Origin of the sequence: Microlunatus sp. GCM10028923 (genome assembly GCF_042666975.1) — a bacterium.
In the GTDB taxonomy this organism is placed as follows: domain Bacteria; phylum Actinomycetota; class Actinomycetes; order Propionibacteriales; family Propionibacteriaceae; genus Microlunatus.
Window position 1 is genome coordinate 38,128 of record NZ_JBHTFF010000014.1, and the last position, 18,743, is coordinate 56,870.

16 protein-coding genes are annotated in these 18,743 nt (G+C 67.2%); 7 read left to right on the plus strand and 9 right to left on the minus strand.

What is annotated here, in order from left to right; all coding sequences use genetic code 11:
* Window positions 1-115: 115 nt before the first annotated feature.
* Complete coding sequence (locus tag ACFQU4_RS28245) at window positions 116-1,621, minus strand: ATP-binding protein (RefSeq protein ID WP_377498520.1); 1,506 nt, start codon at window positions 1,619-1,621, stop codon at window positions 116-118.
* A gap of 79 nt (window positions 1,622-1,700) precedes the next feature.
* Entirely contained in the window at window positions 1,701-2,078 is a 378-nt protein-coding gene (locus ACFQU4_RS28250) for a hypothetical protein (RefSeq protein WP_377498522.1), read from the minus strand.
* 740 nt (window positions 2,079-2,818) lie between these two features.
* Here ACFQU4_RS28250 and ACFQU4_RS28255 point away from each other — a divergent pair.
* The gene (locus ACFQU4_RS28255; protein ID WP_377498524.1) at window positions 2,819-4,216 is read left to right on the plus strand and encodes a hypothetical protein; all 1,398 of its coding nucleotides are present in this window, start codon (window positions 2,819-2,821) and stop codon (window positions 4,214-4,216) included.
* A gap of 302 nt (window positions 4,217-4,518) precedes the next feature.
* Here ACFQU4_RS28255 and ACFQU4_RS28260 read toward each other — a convergent pair whose 3' ends face one another.
* From ACFQU4_RS28260 to ACFQU4_RS28285, 6 genes are all read right to left on the minus strand, one after another.
* Window positions 4,519-5,859 (minus strand): adenylosuccinate lyase family protein, encoded by a 1,341-nt coding sequence (locus tag ACFQU4_RS28260; RefSeq protein ID WP_377498526.1) that lies wholly within the window; start codon window positions 5,857-5,859, stop codon window positions 4,519-4,521.
* Complete coding sequence (locus ACFQU4_RS28265) at window positions 5,856-7,583, minus strand: ABC transporter permease (RefSeq protein WP_377498528.1); 1,728 nt, start codon at window positions 7,581-7,583, stop codon at window positions 5,856-5,858. The genes ACFQU4_RS28260 and ACFQU4_RS28265 overlap by 4 nt, the downstream gene beginning before the upstream one ends.
* The gene (locus tag ACFQU4_RS28270) at window positions 7,580-8,647 is read right to left on the minus strand and encodes an ABC transporter ATP-binding protein (RefSeq protein ID WP_377498530.1); all 1,068 of its coding nucleotides are present in this window, start codon (window positions 8,645-8,647) and stop codon (window positions 7,580-7,582) included. Before ACFQU4_RS28270 ends, ACFQU4_RS28265 begins: the two co-directional genes overlap by 4 nt.
* Window positions 8,648-8,653: 6 nt before the next feature.
* The gene (locus ACFQU4_RS28275) at window positions 8,654-9,703 is read right to left on the minus strand and encodes an extracellular solute-binding protein (protein WP_377498532.1); all 1,050 of its coding nucleotides are present in this window, start codon (window positions 9,701-9,703) and stop codon (window positions 8,654-8,656) included.
* A gap of 80 nt (window positions 9,704-9,783) precedes the next feature.
* On the minus strand, window positions 9,784-10,836 hold the full coding sequence (locus tag ACFQU4_RS28280; RefSeq protein WP_377498534.1) for a LacI family DNA-binding transcriptional regulator: 1,053 nt from the start codon (window positions 10,834-10,836) through the stop codon (window positions 9,784-9,786).
* A gap of 152 nt (window positions 10,837-10,988) precedes the next feature.
* Window positions 10,989-11,579, minus strand: coding sequence for a hypothetical protein (locus tag ACFQU4_RS28285; protein ID WP_377498537.1), 591 nt, complete (start codon window positions 11,577-11,579; stop codon window positions 10,989-10,991).
* A 402-nt stretch (window positions 11,580-11,981) separates the two neighbouring features.
* On the opposite strand from ACFQU4_RS28285, the gene ACFQU4_RS28290 reads away from it, so the two are divergent.
* Genes ACFQU4_RS28290 through ACFQU4_RS28310 form a run of 5 tightly spaced genes read left to right on the plus strand, consistent with a single transcriptional unit; the run spans window position 11,982 to window position 15,958 of the window.
* Window positions 11,982-12,932: an acetylxylan esterase gene (locus ACFQU4_RS28290; protein ID WP_377498539.1), complete on the plus strand. Its 951-nt coding sequence runs from the start codon at window positions 11,982-11,984 to the stop codon at window positions 12,930-12,932.
* A gap of 17 nt (window positions 12,933-12,949) precedes the next feature.
* Window positions 12,950-14,317, plus strand: coding sequence for a sulfatase (locus ACFQU4_RS28295; RefSeq protein ID WP_377498541.1), 1,368 nt, complete (start codon window positions 12,950-12,952; stop codon window positions 14,315-14,317).
* Between the two features lie 38 nt (window positions 14,318-14,355).
* Entirely contained in the window at window positions 14,356-14,673 is a 318-nt protein-coding gene (locus tag ACFQU4_RS28300) for a PadR family transcriptional regulator (protein ID WP_377498543.1), read from the plus strand.
* Window positions 14,670-15,596 carry a hypothetical protein gene (locus ACFQU4_RS28305; protein WP_377498545.1) on the plus strand — a complete coding sequence of 309 codons (927 nt, stop codon included), beginning with the start codon at window positions 14,670-14,672 and terminating at the stop codon, window positions 15,594-15,596. The genes ACFQU4_RS28300 and ACFQU4_RS28305 overlap by 4 nt, the downstream gene beginning before the upstream one ends.
* On the plus strand, window positions 15,593-15,958 hold the full coding sequence (locus tag ACFQU4_RS28310) for a hypothetical protein (protein ID WP_377498547.1): 366 nt from the start codon (window positions 15,593-15,595) through the stop codon (window positions 15,956-15,958). The genes ACFQU4_RS28305 and ACFQU4_RS28310 overlap by 4 nt, the downstream gene beginning before the upstream one ends.
* A 15-nt stretch (window positions 15,959-15,973) precedes the next feature.
* On the opposite strand, the gene ACFQU4_RS28315 is transcribed toward ACFQU4_RS28310, so the two are convergent.
* The gene (locus ACFQU4_RS28315; protein ID WP_377498549.1) at window positions 15,974-16,315 is read right to left on the minus strand and encodes a VOC family protein; all 342 of its coding nucleotides are present in this window, start codon (window positions 16,313-16,315) and stop codon (window positions 15,974-15,976) included.
* A gap of 306 nt (window positions 16,316-16,621) precedes the next feature.
* Here ACFQU4_RS28315 and ACFQU4_RS28320 point away from each other — a divergent pair, with 306 nt between their 5' ends.
* Complete coding sequence (locus tag ACFQU4_RS28320; RefSeq protein WP_377498551.1) at window positions 16,622-18,736, plus strand: hypothetical protein; 2,115 nt, start codon at window positions 16,622-16,624, stop codon at window positions 18,734-18,736.
* Window positions 18,737-18,743 lie beyond the last annotated feature (7 nt).

The following is an 18,743-nucleotide window of genomic DNA, read 5'->3' on the forward strand; positions in this document are numbered from 1 at the left end:
CCGTCATCTGATCGTAAGCAGATTGCGCCGGGTCGCCGGCCGGGTTTCGCCGCTGTTACGGCTGACCTCGTGGTCCTCGTCCCCCCAGAAACCTTTCGAGCCCATGAGCCCGTGATCATGAATACAGGTCGGAGGCCGTGACCAGGACGAGGGTGGGGTCGGTGTTGGCCTGCTCTTGGATCTCGGGTGTGAAACCAGCGGCGCTGACACACAGCAGCCGGGCCTGATCGGCAGCCGGCATGCCATTCGCTTGTAGCAGTGATCGAACATGCTGGAGTCGCTCTACATGGGCGCGGCCCACAATGTCGCCCCACTTGACTTCACCGATGGCCAGCAGCGGGTCAGGGCCGTTGTCCGCGAATCCGAAGGCTGCGATGTCGAGCTGATGCGAAGTTCGCGCGGTGGGATCGTTGACCACACCTGACCCGACCTGATGGGGTGCGTCGGCGAGGAGGTCCTCTGGCGCGAGGTGCCGAAGCCAATGGCGGGTCAGTTGTTCAAGGTGCGGGCCCAGAACATTCCCGACGAATCGGGGTTGCGCGGTTCGCCATAGCCGTGACGCATCTCTGGTGTGCTCGAGATCCGACCAGATCGGTCGCATCACGGCGTGGTAGAAGCTGATCAGGGGCTCGGCTATCCGGAAGTTCGTCCGGTTGCGGCGGAAGGCGTCGGGCTCGCGTATGACCAGCCCGCAATCCTCCAGCACGGTCAACGGGTGCGCGAGGTCCCCGGCCTTGCGCCCGAGGAAGGATGCGATGTGGCCGCGCGTCGTGTTGCCGGTGGCGATCGCCGCCAGCACGGAATGGTAGAGAGCGGTGTCGCGTAGCTCGGGCTCGTCCGCGAGCAGATAGCGCGCCTCGCGAAACAATGCACTCGTCGGGGAGAGTACGGTGCGCAGGACCCAGGCGTCGAAGTCGTCGGGACCCTGGGGTACGTCGTCGCGGACGAACTCGCGGCGGTACGCGGGAGTGCCTCCGACGATCGCATTCACTTTGAGTGCCGTGACGGGATCGGACATTCCCCAGAACTCGGCGGCGCGCTGGTGGTCCAGGGTCGGAACCACGAGTTCCAGCGTGGCACGGCCTCGTAGGGGAGCGCCGCCACTCAACAACCGGCCCATGAAAGACATCGCGGACCCGCAGAGGAGCAGCCGTGTCCTGCTCTGATCACGTTCTAGACGCAGTGGTGCGAGCGCGTTCTGAATGATGGACGGCAGGCGGGGATTGGCGCGCGCCAGGTAAGGGAACTCGTCGATGACCACTGGTGTCGGGGAGTCGTTGCCGAGGGCGAGCATCGCATCGACGGCTTCGTTCCAGTCGCGGAACGTCAAGGGAGCCGGTACGTCAAGATGATCGGCCAACGCGGCGCCAAGCCGCTGCAGCGATTCGGCGTCGGTCGCTTCCTCGGCTGCGAAGTAGAACCCGCCCGTGGCCTGGCACAAGGCTCGAAGAAGATACGTCTTGCCCTGCCGTCTGCGGCCCGACACGATGCCCAACGATGCGCCGGGCGTCGGGTCCTGCGCGAAGCCGGCAAGGGCAGCCCACTCGCGATCGCGGTCGAACATGTCGTCGGGGCGGGGCAGGTCCGACCGAGGACGGGAAGGCATGATCACCTCTTTCATAGGTGTACTTATGATAACTGTACTTATGAAAGAGCTTTCGGGGTAGTCCCTCCCGCAGGCGTATGGCCTGGTCAGGTGATCAGTTCTCATCCATCGGCGGTGGTTCCAGTACGTCGTACATGGCCTCCAGCGCGTCGTATCGCCACTCCGTCGGCACCCCGGACAGATACCGCAGCAGTGCGGTCGACAGCTTCTCGTCGTCCTTCGTGGCGAGTCCGGGGAAGACCGGCGGGTAGGGCAGGTTGTCGAGATCGGTCCGCTCCGGGTGACTCGGTCCCGGCGCCGCAGCGGCACGCGCCACGTCCTCGATCGACTCGGCCACCGCGTCGAGCTCGCGGATCGCCTGGTCGGCGGCCGCCCGGGGCACGGCCCGCAGCATGGCGACGGCTTCCTCCCCAAGGATGGTCTCGGGCGGAACCCACGCGGTGTGGGCCACGCCGTTCTCGTCGATCCACACGATGCCCACCCTTGCAGGTGCTCAAAAGCTGATGCCACGTCTCGAGACCATGGTCACGTCCGCACACGATGTACTCGAGGCCCAATCTGAGCCTGTAGCCGCGCCGGTGTCCGGCATGCCGGAAGGCATGGCTGCCCGGGGGCAACTGGATCAGGTGAGCAGTCGTCCGCGATCGCGCTGGCGACGAGCAGTCATGGTGCGACCCGCAAAGCCGTGATCCACTGGGACACCGATCAGGTCGAGACCAGCACCGGACCCTGAAACGTCCAAGTCGAGTGCGCCGTGCTGCTCCGAGGGCCCCAAGGATCGTGGCAGCGCGCTCCTCTCCGTGCCACATGCCGGTGCTACTGCGCTCCAGGACGGTCGGCACCGTCTGCGACCCATCCGGTGTCGGTGGCGGCTGTCAGACTTGCGAAGGTTGCTTCCATGAACAAAGCGGGAGGTTCTGGTGAGGAGTGAGTGCGATGGCTCGCGAGAGCACGGAGTTGCTCTGTGGTTACAGATTGAACCTGTACCGACTACTGCGGCACGCGACTTAGGGTTCCGGGAGGCATTGGCTGTGAGGAGAATCAGGGGAGCGCGGCAGCCAGCATCATCTCGGGGGGCGACGCCGAACGGGGGCTGCGGTGACTAATCGGCAGTGGCAAGTTGGGAAGCCCTCGCCCCGACTGGTGCAAACGTATGTGCGAAGGCAGATCCAACAGTTCGGCGCGGACGTATGGGATCGTTACCTTCCTCGGGTGATGGGGAACTTGATGCGTCTCCTAATCAAGCTGTGCGACGGTATCGCCGACGTGCCGAAACAACGGCTAAGAGAGCTGTGGACACTGGGTGAGCTGCGGGCGTCGAAGGTTGTTGTACTCGAGGATATCGATCAGTGCACGCGAGAACGAATATCGCCACAAGTTGCGGCGGCGGAACGATCACTTGAGATTCGATCAAGTTGGATACGCGCTGTTGACGGGCTTCCTGATCGATTCCCGGTGCTGTGGGTGGTACTCGCTGGCACCTACATCGGCATCGGTTGGGCTATGTTTCGCTGGATCGGAGATGGTGCCCCGGCGCCGAAGATCATTCCGCTGGCTGTCCTTCTGCTCGCCCTATTTATTGCCAGTTCTATCATTACTCGCATTCTCTACACTGTGCTGGGTTCTGCGGGTGAACTACTAGCCATGGTGATTCTTCCAGTTGTGTTCGTCGGTCTGGCGCGCAATCCGGGCTGGTGGCAGGAATGGCTCAATCTATGGTTGCAGCAGGTAAATCTTGTCGCTTTGGAAAGCTTCTTCGGCAGCAGTATCAACAATGCACTTGGGATTTCTGCAGCCTTATTCGCCGTGCTCACCATTCATCGACTGGTGGTCTTCGCTGCGCACGCTCGTGGACCGCGAGAGGCTGAGAGCGATCTGGCGTGCGCGCTCCTGTTGAACGGGTTCCTAGATGTCGCTCTCAAACTTCAGGGTCGAACGACCGATTCGCGCGTCAGGGCCGTTCGGCAGGTCAATCCCGAAGGAAGGCGATCGGTTGATACCCGATGCGAGGGTGGATCCGTCATTGACGCTGAGGAAGAGTCGGAACTCGCCGCCGAAGCGGCGGGCATCGGGCTTAGACTCCACATCGCTGACGACAGTCGACTCGGGCTAGTTCAGGAGTTGGAGTCGCTGGCCCGATTCACTGAACGTCAATGGCGTCGCGCTCTGCGCACAGGCGACCCAGCGGTCGACCTTGAGGTGGATCGAATCGCGACCGGGATCGCCTCTCGAATTCGATATTGGAAGACAACCGCAGTGCTCGGGGGTGCCGACCTTGTTCGTATGCGAAAGGCATTCAGTGCGGCTGTAGTTAACATTTCCGACGAAGATTGGAAGGCTATGGCAGTAGCGGTTTCAGACCGCGACTTGGTCGGCCTTAGGATTGTGAATTGGATTCGAAGTATCGCAGCAGCGGTCGTGTTGGTAGGTACAATCACGATCCTGGTCGCAAAGCCATTCGCCTGGGTTGTGGTCGTGCATGAATCCGGAATGGGTAATGTCGTCTTGGTGCTGGCCGTCGCTGCTGCTTCATTTCTCGAACCACGGGTCCGCGATCGCATTGTCGGTCAGATCAATCAGGTGGGCTCCGTCAAGAATGCGTTGGTGTGAGGCAGTCGTCGACGCAAGCGTGCGGAGATGTGCCCGATTACCGAATAGCGAATTCCTGAACTGTCATCCTCGGTTGTTCGTGGCCTATAGTGTCGTGCCTCGTACGCGTCAGAGTTGAGGCTGACCGATGAGTCACCCTCCGCCGGCGGATAGACATGAGCCGCCAGATTGGCCGGTGTCCGGTCACGACTTGTTGGATTCCGGCCGCGGCCCGAGCTTAGCCAGCACCGCTGGTCGCGATACTCAACATCTTCGATAGCCCAGTTAGGGTCTCTGCGGCGGGATCTGGCCGCACTCGCCAATCATCCGGCGCCGGGATCGCCGGAACCGGCGAGGTCCGCTCGCACCCGGTCTGCGGTCTCGAGGGCCAGGGTCTCGCTGAGGCCCAGGTGCCGTTCCGGGTCGAGCAGTTCCTGGACCTCGTCGCGGCTGAGGATCGTCGTGACGGTGGGTTCGGCGGCGAGCACCTGCACGAACGGCTTCCCGGTGCTGGCCGCCTCCGTCGCCGCGCCGTGGACGAGGGAGTGGGCCTCCTGCCGGCCGATCCGCTCGGCCAGCCGCATCATGACGGCCTCGGCCGTGATCAAGCCCCGGGTCAGGTCGAGGTTCTCCCGCATCCGCTGCGGATGGACCCGCAGGCCGCCGAGCAGCTGTTCCAGCCGGTCCAGGATCTCGTCGAGCAGCGACGCGGACCGTTCGAGCGTGTGGTCCATCGTCGCGTAGCGGGCGCCGTCGACCTCGTGCGCCTGGATGGTGGCTTCCACGGCCAGCGGGGCGAGGGCGCGGGCCTCGGCGGCCGCGGTGATGATCGCCATCGACGCCTTGGCGTTGCGTTTCTGCGGCATCGTGGAACTGCCGACATCCGTTGCGGGCAAGGCCTCCTCGACCTCGCAGAACTCGGCCGACATCAGCCGGACCACCTCCTCGGCGATCGACTGCGCCGTCGCGGCGATCAGGGCGAGCAGGTTCACCCACTCGGCGAAATGATCAGCGATCGACCGGGACGGCACCGCCATCGGGGTCAGCCCGATCCGTTCGGCGACCCCGCGCTGGATGTCCGGGCCGAGCCCGCCGAAGGTCGCGAACGTACCGGCCGCGCCGCCCGTCATCGAGACGAAGAGGCGCGGTTCGATCTCGCGCATCCGCTGCCGGTGGCGGAGCAGGATGTCGGCCCAGACCGCGGCCTTGTACCCGAAAGTGATCGGCACGGCGTGCTGGCCGTGGGTGCGGCCCGCCATGGCGGTCCCCGCGTGCGTCTCGGCTAGGTCGGCGAGCACGCCGAGGATGCGCTCGATCCGCGCGGTGAGGATCCCGTGCGCCGCCCGGATGCCGACGGTGTCGCCGGACTGCTGAATGTTCTGGGTCGTGGCCCCCCAGTGCACCCAGCCGCCGTGTTCGGGGCCGACGAGGTCGGCCAGGGCCGCGACGAGCGGGACCATCACGTGGCCGGTGGACTCCTCGGACGCCGCCAGCGCAGCCTCGTCGATCTCGGAGATGTCGGCATGATCGGTGATCGCCGCGGCCGCGTCCGGCGGTACCAGGCCGGCGTCCGCCTCTGCCTGGGCGAGGGCAGCTTCGACCTCGAGCCAGCGCTGCCGTTTGGCCCGGAGGCCGAACAGGTCCGCGATCGATGGTGTCGTCAAGGGGTCACCGCCGGAGTCATGATCGAGTCGTCCTTCGCAGTCTTGGGTTTGTGCTCGATCAGGTTGGCGATCAGCAGCACGACGAAGATCAAAAGGATCTGCAGGGATCCGTACGCGGCGGCGGAGCCCAGGTCGGCCGAGTAGAGGCGGTTGTAGATCTCGACCGACATCGGTGCGTAGCCGGCGGGGTAGACCACGACGGAGGCGACGTACTCGCCGACGCCGTCGATGAACGCGAGCATTGCGCCGGCCAGAACTCCCTTCCACACCAGCGGCATCACCACGGTCAGCAGGGACCGGATCGGCGACGCCCCGAGCGATTGCGCGGCCTCGTCGACCGCCGGGTCGAGGGTGTCGATCGACGCCCCGGTCTCCCGGAAGACGAGCGGTACGTACCGTACGAAATACGCCACCGGCAAGATCAACAGCGATCCGACGAGCACCAGGCCGAGGTTCGACCAGGTGGGTTCGGCGAACGCCGTGACCAGGTTGACGCCGATCACGGTGCCGGGCAGCGCCCACGGCAGCATCACCATGGCGTCCAGCAGTCCTTTGCCTCGCCGGAGCGGCCACCGGGAGATCACCCACGCGGCCGTACCGCCGATGATCACGGCCACGATCGTTGCGTAGAAGGCCATCTGCAGCGACACGTTGATGGGGAACAGCGACTCGGGGTCGGTGAAGATCGAGACGTAGTTCTCGATCGTGTAGCGGCTCGGCAGGATCTCGGTCGTCCAGGACCGGTTCTTGGAGAACGACAGCAGCAGGATCGCCGCGACCGGCGCGATCAAGATCAGCGAGATCAGCGTGCTGCCGACCGCGGCCAACCCGGAGACCCAACCGGTGGTTCGGGTCCGCGTTCGCTGGATGCCCTTCGACAGGCTGCGGTACGTCTGACGCCCCTGGTACCACCGCATCAGGAAGAGGAAGCCGACCGAGACCACCGCGAGCACCGTCGCCTGAGCCGCGGCGAGGGAGTAGTTGCCCCCGGTCCGGGTCGAGACGATCTGCATCGTGAGCGTCTGCACGTTGTAGAGCTGCGGTGCCGTGAACGACGCCATCGACGTCATGAACGTGAGCAGCGCGCCGGCCACCAGGGCGGGGGTCAGCATCGGCAGGACGACGGTCGTCCAGACCTTCCAGCGCGGCGCTCCGAGGTTCGCCGCCGCTTCCTCCAGCGACGTGTCGAGACCGGCGAGCCCGGCGGTGACCGAGAGGTAGAAGAACGGATACATGGTGAGGACGTGGACGAGCATCACCCCGCTCACGCCGGAGACGGCGACGGCACCCGGGTCGACCCCGAGGAGCGCGTGCAACGCCCGCGGGAAGATCCCGGTTTCGTTGTAGAGCAGGGTGAACGACGCCGCGCCGATCAGGGGCGGCAGCGCCAACGGCAGCACCGCGAGAACCTGCAGGATGCGACGCCCCGGGAAGTCGAACCGGGTGAGCAGGACGCCCAGCGCCGTCCCGACGACCGCGCACAACGCGACCGTGCCGAGGGAGATCCCGACCGAGGCGATCAAGGCCCGCTGGGAACCGCCGGAGAGGAAGCTCGCGTAGTTGTCCGCCGCACCGTCGCCGCCGGCGCTCTGGATCGCCGTCTGCAGCATCGGCAGGACGACGAAGAAGATGATCACGGCGAACACTGGCAGCGCGAGCATGACGACGAACCGCTCGGTCGGCGCGAGCCGTCGCCGACGGCCGGTCGCGGCGACGGCGCTCATTCCGGAATCACCCAGCCGGACCGTGGCTCGACCTCGAGTCCGACCCGGGCTCCCTGCTCGACCTGAAGGTTCGGCGTGGTGACCGTGACGGTCCCGTCGACTCCCTCGAGTTCGACCTCGAGCACCGCGGTCGAACCGAGGAACTCCCGCCGCCGGACCAGGCCGCGCAGCCGTGCCGTCTCGAGCGAGGTGACCAGCAGCGACTCGGGCCGGATCGACAGCTCGACCCGCTTTCCCTTGTCTGCCTGGATTTCCGGGTGCCGACGCGCCTCGAACGACCCGTCGCCCAGCCGGACCTCGGCGGTGCCCGCGGCGAGCCCGACGAGCTCGGCCGGTATGACGTTGCTGCGGCCGATGAAGCGGGCGACGAACGCCGTCGCCGGCTCGGCGTACACCTTCTCCGGCGTATCGATCTGGTGCGCCCGGCCGTCCGCGAGGACGGCGATCCGGTCGCTCATCGCCATCGCCTCGGCCTGGTCGTGCGTGACGTAGATCGCCGTCGTCTCCGCGGCCTGCTGCACGTCGCGGATCTGCATCCGGGTCTCCTCGCGGAGCTTCGCGTCGAGGTTGGAGAGCGGCTCGTCCAGGAGCAGCACCTCCGGCTCGATCACGATCGCCCGGGCGAGCGCGACGCGTTGCTGCTGGCCACCCGAAAGTTGATCAATGCGGCGCTGGCCGTACCCCTCGAGACCCACGCGCTGCAACGCCTTCTCGATCCGCGGCTGGCGGGCCGCCTTCGTGATCTTGCGCAGCTTCAGGCCGTACGCGACGTTGTCCGCCACGCTCAGATGCGGGAACAGGGCATAGTTCTGGAACACCATGCCGATGCCCCGCTTGTGGGCCGGAGTCGTGGTGACATCCCGGTCGGCGAAGCGGATCCTGCCGGACGACGGCGCCACGAAACCGGCGATCATCCGGAGCAGCGTCGACTTGCCGCACCCCGAGGGGCCGAGCAGGGTGAAGAACTCACCCTGCTCGACCGTGAAGTCCACGCTAACGGTCGGAACGGCCGTGGCGGACTCCTGGTAGGTCTTGCTGATCTGGTCCAGGTGGATGGGGATCACGATGGTTCAGCCTTGGTTCTTGATGTTCTCGAGCCAGTGATCGATCCACTCCCGCTCGTGCTCGGTGGCGGCTGCGCGGTTGTACTCGAATTCCTTGCGGGTCAGGCCTTTCAGCCACTCGGGTTCGTTCGCGAGCTCGATCGTCGGGATCTGGTACGCGTTGTTGGCCAGCCATTCCTGGGTCTCGGTGCTGAACAGGAACTTCGCGAACGCCTCGGCGCCCTCGGGGTTCTTGCCGCCCTTGATCTTGGCCACGCCGTCGGTGTTGATCGGCGAACCGGAGGTCGGCTCGAGGATGGCGAACGTCGCGCCCTCCTTGGCCTGGGCCAGGATGTCCTGCTGGTTCCACAGCGTGATCGCGGCTTCCTGCCGCTCCAGCCGGAGATAGAGATCCTCCGGATTCGCCGCGTAGTCCTTCGTGTTCGCGTCGAGTGCCTTGAGCCAGGCGTAGCCGCGGTCGGGCTTCCCGTCCTCCTCGTAGAACCGGTCGATCATGGCCGAGTAGATCGCCCGCATCGTCCCGGAGGCGGCGACATCGCGGATGAGGATCTTGTCCTTGTACTTCGGGTCCAGCAGATCGTCCCAGTCCTTGGGCATCTCGTCTGCGGTGATCATCTCCGTGTTGTACGCGAACAGCTGCAACTGGAGCTGCTCGGCCACCCACTTGTCGTCGTCGTACTGGTACTCGTCGTCGATGATCTTGAGTACGTCGTCGCTCCACGGCTCGATCAGGTCCTCGTCGGCCGCCGGGCCGAACAGCGAGGAGGTACCGCCCCACCAGACGTCGGCCTGCACGTTCGCCTTCTCGGCGCGGACCCGGTCGGCGACCTCGGCGGCGCCCAGCGTGACGAGCTGGACGTCGTAGCCGGACGCCTCCTCGAACCGCGGGATGATCTCGTCGGTGATTGCCGACGGGCGCGGTGAGTAGATGGTGACGGTGCCCTTGGAATCACCGTCGGCGCCGGCGCCGGGTTGCTGCAGACCACAGCCGGCGAGGGCCAGGCCGATCGCGGCGACCCCTGCGACGGCCGTTGCGAGCTTGCGCGTCATCTCCATGTGCCTTCCTTGGCCGGTTGATGGATCGATCCACCACCGTGGTGGACCGATCCACCATAACAGCATCGTGTGGAAGGTCGTCAGTTCGGCAGCGTGACCCGATAGGGCTGAGCGGACGGATGGGGGCCACACGATTCGCGGACCATCAGCGAGGGCTGAGGCCGTCTCGACTCGACCTCGGCGCCGGTCTCGATCGCGGTCACCAGCGACTCGGCGGCGAGCTGCCCGAGCTCGTCGGCATTGACGGCGAGGGTCGTCAGCGCCGGTTGCCAGTACGCGGAGGCGTCGACACCGTCGTAACCGATCACCCGCACCGAACCCGGTTCTCCGGGCGCGGACATCCCGAGGTCGCGCAAGGCGCGTGCGGCGCCGAGCGCGATGAGATCACCATGGCCGATCAGGCCGTCGAACGTGATCTTGTCCTGGACCAGCCCGGCCGTCATCCGGTAGCCGCCGGCGCTCGTCGTCTCGCCTTCGATGACCGTCAGCCGAGCCTCGTCGGGCCACTCCTTCAGCGCACGGCGCACGCCGGCCACCCGCTCGAGATGGATCGAGATCCCGGGATTGCTGCCGATGTAGGCGAGGTCGCGGCAGCCGTGCTCGAGCAGGTGCTGCGCCGCGACGTACGCGCCGTGCTCGTTGTCGATGCCCACGTACGGATGCTCGATGCCGGGGATCCACCGGCTGACGAACAGGTTGGGCACCCCCCAGTCCTCGAGCAGGTCGATCAGGCTCTGATCACTTCCCGTCGCCGGCACGATGACGAGGCCGTCGACGTTGTGCTCGCGCAGCGTGCCGAGAGCGCGTTCCTGGCGTTCCAGTTGATCCATCGTCGAGACGACGAAGAGCGTGTAGCCCGCTTCGGTGAAGGCCTGTTCCAGGCCGACCAGGAGCTCGCCGAAATGTGCTCGGTGGATATTGGTGATGACGACTCCGACGGTGCGCGAGGAGCTGCCACGCAGCGACCCGGCCGCCCGGTTGTAGACGTAGCCGAGCTCTTCCATGACGGCGAACACGCGATCGCGCGTCTCCTGGGATGCGCGGCCCGTCCCGCGGACCAGGTTGGAGGCCGTCGTTCGCGAGACGCCGGCCCGATCCGCGACGTCGCGCAGCGTGACCCTCTTCTTCGACACCGGATCAACGTATCTCGCGGGCGGCGATTCCGCGCTGTCCGCCGGCCAGGTGCCCATGACCGCGCGGCACCGAACCGCAGTCGATCTTGATCACCGCGGGCTGGCGTCGACCATGATCGTCTTCTCCGTACGGGTTGGTGCGGACCTCAAGATCACGCAGGGGTGCGATGGACGCGATCGACGCGCAGCGTCCAGAGGTCGTACGTGGTCGTGACGGTGTCCCGGTCGCCGATGCTGTAGGCGATGCGGTTCCGGCCGGAGAACTGCACGTCGGTCGGGAGCGGCCCTTCGAGCGGGCCGCTGTAGACGAGTGACTCCTGGCGCAGGGGGCCGCTGCCGTTGCGCAGCCAGATCTCCGGTCTCCGATCGACGGACCAGTGTCGCCACACCACGACCAGCTCGTGGCCGGTACTCGCCTTCGTCGACCGGACATCTTCAAGTCGGTCAGTGAAGATGGCCCCGACGGCCAGCATCGCCCCGACCAGCACCAGGCCGAGGACGCCCGCAGCCACGGCCGTACCGATGCGAGCGGCCACGGGCCAGCGGGCCAGCGCGAAGATCACGGCCAGGGCCACGAAGAACGCGGCAAGGCCGACGGCGGCCAGCTCCAGGCTGTGGGTCAGGTGGAAGGGGCCGGCCAGGGCGACGCCGGCGACGCCTGCACCCGCCAGGCCGATCGCCGCCGCGATCACGAAGGCAGGCCGCCGCGAGCCTGCCCGGCGGGCCCGTTTCGGGTCGGTCATGACGTCCTACGGCACGCCGGGTGATCATGCCGTCGACGGCGCAGTTGACCTTGTCGCAATCTGGTCACCTTCTGCTCCCCAACTCGAGATCGCCGACCCCCGCAGGTCGGCCTGATCCAGGAGCCTAGGGAGTGGCCGGCCGAGATGGCACCGGATCGACGGTGCCGAATGGTTATGGGCCCATCAGTGAGGCCGGATCGAGCGGGGGACAGCTCGTTCGGAGGTGGGCGGGCGGCGCGTCGGTGCGGTGCTCGGGTTACGGTGAAGCCGAACTGTCCGGGTGTCGGTCCAGGTCGCCGAAGACATGATCACGGTCCACGGGTTCCAAGATCAGCTTCTCGAGTCGGCACCCGAGGAGGACCGGCGACGTCGTCACGTTCCGCAGCACGTAAGGAGTCGAGCTTGACCGACAGCCAGGCTGAGGCCGATGCCGGCTACGGCTATTCGCTGGAGGAGTTGTCGGCGGTCGGCGCGCCCTCCGTACCCGACGACTTCGCGGAGTTCTGGACCGCGCGGCATCGGGTGGCGCGGGCCGTCGACACCGCGCCGATCATGAGGCCGAGCGCCGATCCCGCACCTTCCGGCGTCGTCCTGTACGACATCGAGTTCACCTCGACCGACGGGTTGCGGCTGGGCGGCTGGCTCAGCCTGCCCGCCGACGGACCGGTCGAGCGCGGCCTCGTGGTCGGTCACGGGTACGGCGGCCGGTCGGCACCGGAGTTGGAGGTGCCGGTCGACCGGGCCGCGGTGCTGTTCCCGACCGCGCGCGGGCTGCCGGTCCGCGGCTCGCAGCCGGACATCCCGGAGGGCGGCCGGCTGCACGTCCTGCACGGCATCGAGAGCCGCGACCACTATGTCCATGGCGGGTGCGTGGACGACTACTGGTGCGCGACCAGCGCGCTGCTCCAACTCGTCCCGGAATCGGCGAGCCGGATCGACTACCTGGGCGGCAGTTTCGGCGGCGGCATCGGTGCGCTCGCCCTGCCGTGGGACGACCGGATCAGCGCCGCCTGTCTCATGGTGCCGAGCTTCGGGAACCATCCGTTGCGGGTCACCCTGCCCTGTTCCGGCAGCGGCGAGTCGGTACGGCTGACGGCGCAGGAGCGTCCCGAGGTCCTCGACGTGCTGCAGTACTTCGATGCCGCAACGGCGGCCGGCTTCATCACCATCCCGACCCACGTCGGGCTGGCCCTCGCCGACCCGGCCGTTCCGCCGCCGGGCCAGTTTGCGGTGTACAACGCCCTGGCCGGGAAGCGGGAACGGTTCCTGCTCACCGCCGGGCACATGGAATATCCGGGCCAGGTCGAGGAGCGCCAGGCGCTGCTGGACGCCCAGCGCAGGTTCCTGTCCTGATCAACTGAGGAGGAGTCGTGAACCGGTCTCGACCGAACGTCCTGGTGATCATGACCGATCAGCAGTCGGCGACCGCGATGAGCTGTGCCGGCAACACCGAACTGAGCACGCCCGCGATCGATTCGCTGGCCCGGGCCGGGGTGCGCTTCGAGCAGGCGTACTGCACCAGTCCGCTGTGTACGCCCTCGCGCGCGTCCATGATCACGGGGCGGCTGCCGTCCGCGCTCGGCGTGAACGACAACCTCGAGCTCGTGCCGGAGTCCTTCCCGACCGACACGCTCGGACGGCTCTTCGCCGATGCCGGGTACGACTGCGCGTACGCGGGCAAGTGGCATGTCCCGGGGATTCCGCACGAGGGCGCTCGCTCCGACACCGAAGCAAGATCGACAAGCGGGTTCGAAGAGATCTTCGCCGGCACCCATCAGGGACTCGCGCAAGCCTGCGCCGGCTACCTGTCCGCAGCCGAACGGCAGGACGCCCCGTTCCTGCTCGTCGCGTCGTTCAACGAGCCGCACGGGATCTGCGAGTGGGCCCGGAGTCAGGCGCCGCCTTCGGGCGAGGTCCCCGATCCCGACTGGCGTGATCTTCCGCTGCTGCCGCCGAACTTCGCGGCGGGCACCGAGGAACCCGAGGCGCTGCGACAGGTCCAGCAGTTCGCCTGGATGGTGCATCCGACCCAGCAGTGGGACGAGGAGCGGTGGCGCCGGTACCGGTACGCCTATCAACGGCTGTGCGAGCGGGTTGACGCCGAGATCGCGACGCTGCTGGCGGGGCTGGACGCCTCGGGGCTCCGCGAGAACACCTTGATCATCTTCACCTCGGATCACGGCGACATGCAGGGCGCGCACCGGTGGAACCAGAAGAAGGTCCTGTATCAGGAGGCGGCCGGCGTGCCGTTCATCGTCGTCCCGCCGGGAGGGGAGAACGCCGGCCGAACCAGCGGCGCACTCGTCTCGGTCGGACTCGACCTGCTTCCCACGCTGTGCGACTACGCCGGGATCGAACCGGCCGGGGCCGCGCCCGGCCGGAGCGTACGGCCTCTGGTCGAGGGCGATCCCTCGGCCCGGGCACCGTGGCGGGAGCAGGTGGTGGTGGAGACGGAGTGGACGTTCCCCGGCCTGATGCCGCCGCCCGCGATGTCGACGCTGCTGGCGCGTCTGGTCCGGACTGAACGCTATGCGTACCTGTGCCATTCCTGGGGACTGCACCGGGAGCAGCTGTTCGATCTTGAACGAGACCCCGGGCAGTTGATCAATCTCGCCACCAGCGGCCGACATCAGCAGGTGCTGAATGATCATCGACACCGGCTGCGAGAGCACTGCGCCACCGGCGCGGACAGCCGCTTCGCACGTCACGTCCCGGGCGACGGAGTCCCACCCCGCTGACCCTTGAACTCCTATCTCTATATAGCTAGAGTTACTGCATGGAGCCTCTGCCGCGGCTGACACCGGCCACGATCGACGTCTTGACGGTCCTGCTGGACGAGCCGGCACAGGTCTGGGGCCTGGCGATCGTCAAGGCCAGCCAGCGACCGGCCGGCAGCGTCTACCCGATCCTCGAGCGCCTCGAGCGCCTCGGCTGGGTCACCTCGGTGTGGGAGACGGACGATGCCAGGCCCGGGCCGCGTCGCCGGTACTACGCACTCACCCCCGATGGCCGGGTGGCAGCCATCGCAGCCGTCGCCCGGATGCGCGCGAAGGAGAAGCGCGCGCAGGGCTGGTCGAAGGTGGCCGAGGCATGAGCGCGGTCAGCGCCGGAGTCCGGTTCGCCGTCCGCGCCCTGCCACCCGCGCTGCGCCGGCGCTATCAGGAGGAGTGGGAAGCTGATCTTGCCGGGGCGCGGGAACTCGGGATCTCTCCCGGGATGGTGTTGGTCGGGGCGGTCGGCACGGTGCTGGCCGTCGACCGGACCGATCCCATGATCACCGGAGTGCCGCGTTGGGTGCTCCGGCAGCGTCGCGGGCGATGGGCGGTGGCCCTTCTTCTGGCTGCAGCCCTGGTGTCCGCCGGCAGCTATCTGTTCGGGTACCAGGCCGGGTCGTTGCTCGGCGTCAGCCTGTCCGTGATCATGACGACGTTCGGGCTGGCGGGCTGCTGGATGTTGATCAGTGCCTTCCGGATCCCGCCGGCCGGCCGGCGACCCTCCCCGCCCGGCACCTCCGCAGTGATCATCAGGAAGCCGGCCCCGGGGTCGGAGCGGTGGGGGTACGGCGTCGGGTTCGGCCTGGCAACACTCGCGGTGGCGACCCTCGGCCTGCTCGACATCGCCGTCTGGGGCCCGCTGGCCAAGGTGCCCGGCTCGTCGCTGGGCGAGATCTACGCGGCCATGGCCGCGGCCGGCGAAGGGACCGGGGTGGTCTGGCTCATCGGCTGGGTGATCATCGCCGCATGCGGGGTCGTCGGCTACCTGGTGCTCTGCGGCCGGGCGGGACGGTCCGCATCGCTGACCCGGCGCAGGCTGCTGGCGCTCGGGCTGTTGCTGGTCGGCGGAACCGTTGTGGTTGGTGGATTCGCCGGGTTCGCGATGGGCATGGGTCTGGCCGACACGTTCAGCCTCGACGGCGGAGTCGAGGCGCCGACCGGCCCGGCGCTGCGACTGATCGGCCTACTCGCGCTGAGCTGCGGAATCGTCCTCGGCCTGACGGATCGATCGGCGCGACGATGATCGATCGCGATCTGGTGCTGGACGGTCTCGCCGAGTTGGCCGACTCGGTCCATCAGGAGCAGGCCTGGGCCGGGCCGGACTCCGGTGCGAGGGACGCCTTCGCCGCCTGCACCCGGAAGCTGTTCGACGACAGCGGCCTCAGTGCGGCCCTGGGGCCGGTCTGGTTCTTCGGCCGGGGGAGGCCGTTCCGGCCCGTGGTGTTCAGCCGGAAGATCGACATCGCGCTGCGCATGCTGCGTACGCTCACGAAGATCATCGGGGATCGGCCGCTCGGCGATCTGCTGGACGATCCCCGGCTCCAGGGGTGCCGACAGTCCGCAACGTGGATCCTGGAACAGCTCCGACTCCAGCCGGCGTCCTGACCGGTCGGTGATCACTCACGCTTCCGTATAGCAGCTGAGCCGGTAGCCGTCCGGATCGTCGAACTCGAAGTAGGCGACCACTCCGGGGACGTCGACCAGTTCGTCGACCGCGATGCCCAGGTTGATCAGCCGGGTCCGTTCCGCCCGTACGTCGGGAACGCCGAACCGGACGACCGTGTTGCCCGGAGCGGGGTCGCCCTGACCGAGCTGCAGCCAGGTTCCGCCGAGGTCGTACTCGACCACGGTCTCGACCGGCCGAAGGTCCGGGTCGCCGAGTTCGAGTACGCGTTCGTACCAGCGGGTCGATCGGTCGAGGTCGCTGACGGACCGGCCGACCGTGACACCGGTGAGCTTCATGCTGCCTCCTCAGGTTGATGTCCCTGGGACGAACGGCCTGGCCCGAAATCGACAGCGCCAAGCCCGATCTCCGAAACTTGATCTTGGTCCGTCCGTCAGCGCGGGTGTGCCGTTGCCGGAACAGAGCCACGTGGGCCTGAACTGTTTTAGTCCTCGACATTGGTGCATTTGTGCTGTTCTGTTCGGTTTTCGTGATGTCCTGACACGGATCAGCTAAATCGGTACAGTGACGATCGTGCACAGCGGCGTGCCCAGGCATCTGCCCGCGCAAGCCGCTGACAGCTCGTTCTCCACCGGGAGGCAGGCATGTCCGATCAGCCCCGCTCGATGTCCCGCAAGACCTTTCTCACCGTCGGAGGCGCGGGTCTGGCCGCGCTGCTGGTTCCGCACGGGCACCCGGCGTCCGCCGCCGCCGAACCGGGCCGGGCCGACTTCCCGAAGCCCGGTTCCGGTGGCATCCCGCCGGGCCCGTCGACGTACGGCTGGAATGCGGCCGACGTCCTGGCCTTCGATCCGGCGGCCGTGCCCTGGGCCGAGCATCTTCGGTGCACGATTCCGCGCGCCGAGCGCATTGCGCCGTTCGCGCCCACCCAGGCGCATCCGGATCTCGATCCCGAGGTGCAGCTGTCCACCCTCACCATGGACGACACCGGCAGCATCTACGAGGCACGGAATCAGCCCATCGGACTGGAGTCGCAGACCTACACCCAGCGGTACTGGGCCTACATCGACATCTGGGGCACCTGGCACGGCCAGGTGCTGAAGACCGTGTCCGACAAGATCATCACCACGCCCGGCGCGCCCGGCAGGGACTACGGCGTGATCGACATCCCCAATCCGGGCTGGACCGAGGCGGCCCACAAGAACGGCGCCCGAGCGATCGGCGGCTGGTTCTGGCCCCGGTCCTCGATGAAGTTCGACGAGTTCCTGGTCCAGCGCGAGGACGGCAGCTTCCCGATCGCGGACAAACTGATCGAGATCAAGCGCTACTTCGGCTTCGACGGGCTCTTCATCAATCAGGAAGCTTCGATCACCGCGAAGCAGGTCGGGAAGCTCAAGGGCCTGTTCGCGTACCTCAAATCGGTCGACCCCGACTTCTACCTCCAGTGGTACGACGCCGTGCTGCCCGACTCGGGCTACCTGAACTATCAAGATCAACTCAACGAGAACAACCTGCCGTGGCTCGGCTCGCCCGACGAACGCCTGATGGATTCGATCTTCATCAACTACGCCTGGCCGTACGTCGACCGGGACCTGTCCAAGAGCGCCGCGGCGGCCAAGAAGGCCGGCTTCGATCCGCGACGGGTCGGCTTCGCCGGCGTCGAACACCAGCAGGGCGGCTTCAACCCGGGGGAGTGCTTCGGGGACTACGCGGCGCCCGGCAAGCCCGGGCCGCTGTCGGTCGCGCTCTTCGTCGACACCAGTATCTGGTCGGCCGGCTTCGCGCAGGGAAAGATCTTCACGATCGAGGGGAGGGCGACCTTCCGGGACTACGAGCAAAAGTTCTGGTCCGGGCCGACCGGCAACCCGACCACCTCCGGCCGGCTCGAGCCGCGGAAGCCGCCGTACCGGAGGGACATTCTGAACTACCGGCGTTGGGACGGGATCGCCCATTCGATCGTCGAACGATCTCCCTACGGCGAGCTGCCGATCGTCACGACCTTCAACATCGGCGTCGGCTCCGGCTTCTGGCTGGACGGCGAACGGGTCCGGGAGACGGGCTGGGACAACATGGGCTGCGCCGATCGTGCGCTGACCTGGCAGTACTGGATCGACGGTGATCTTTCGGTACGACTCGACGAGACGATCGCGTACGAGGGCGGGCACAGTCTGGCCGTCGACGGCGCCGGAGTGCTGCACCTGTTCAAGACCGACCTCCGGCAGGACCGGGCGACCAAGATCGAGATCCGGGCCCAAGGGCTGCGGAACGTCGAGCTGGGCCTGACCTGGTCGGATCGCCCGGACCGGATCGACTGGCGACGGCTGCGTCGTACCGGCTCCGGCTGGGAGGGCTGGGTCGGCAACCTGCCACGGACGGAGGGGTCCATCGCCCGCGTCTCACTGCGGGTCGACGGAACCGGCCAGCTGGGAAGGGTGGCCCTCGTTCCGGCCGGCTCGCCCGGTGACCGGCCCGGGCTGGTCACCGGATTCACGGTGCAGGACGAGGGCGCGGCGCCCGACGGCCGTCGCCATCTCTCGTTCCGCTGGCAGGCGCGGTCGGACGCCTGGGCCTACGACGTGCTGCAGACCGGTGAGCGGGTGACCTGGCTCGGGCGCGTCCATCGCGACGTCTTCTTCGCGGAGGCGGTCGATCTCGCGGCCGGGAAGTCCTTTGCGCTGGTCCCGATCTTCGTCGACGGCGGACGGGGCGAAGAGAGCTCGACCCGGCTCGCTGAGGCCGGGCCCCCGCCTCGCGGGTGATCACCGA